The organism is Vibrio sp. 10N.222.46.A1 (assembly GCF_041473595.1).
Classification (GTDB): Bacteria; Pseudomonadota; Gammaproteobacteria; order Enterobacterales; family Vibrionaceae; genus Vibrio; species Vibrio tasmaniensis_A.
Genome location: NZ_JBFRSN010001777.1, coordinates 1 through 571, shown reverse-complemented (window position 1 = coordinate 571; position 571 = coordinate 1). Strand labels below are relative to the sequence as shown.

General features: G+C 43.1%; 1 protein-coding gene. It reads right to left on the bottom strand.

Going from position 1 to position 571, the window contains the following annotated elements:
• Positions 1–53: 53 nt before the first annotated feature.
• Positions 54–571, bottom strand: a 518-nt coding sequence (locus AB4496_RS29285; protein WP_372133639.1) for a YdcF family protein, incomplete at its 5' end; no start/stop codon positions are given.

Below are 571 nucleotides of genomic sequence, written 5' to 3'. Positions count from 1 at the left end.
GCCAAATAGCCAAATAGCTAAATAACTAACTAGTTAGATCATGGTTGAAGCGATCAGGCGTCACCGGGCTTCTCACGTTTGCTGTTCCAACCCATAAAGTTGTAAAGGTTGTAACGAGCAAAACCCAATTGTTCATGCAATGCAAAGTCTGTAACTGCGAAGTTGTACCACAATGGTAACCATGAAATTTGAGCAGCCATGTAGTCGGCTCGTACTGGGACGACGTTTAATCCAAAATGATTAAAGTAGAGTTCACTACGACGAATATGTAGGCCTGATGAAACAAGAACAATGTTGTCGAACTGGTGATGCTTCATTAGGTCACTGGTGAGCTGCGCGTTTTTCCAAGTGTTGACGCTATTCGATTCTTGAATGATATCGGCTAGTGGAACGCCGAGTCTAAGCAACTGCTGTTGATAAACTTCCGCTTCGGTTACACCATTATTTTGTGCATCTCCACCACTAACAATCACTTTGCATATGGTTTGAGCCTTCGCACAGTTTTTATATTGGCTTGCCGTTTCATTGATGCGACCGAACGAGAAAAAGGTCGGCTCAAATTCTTGTGTAC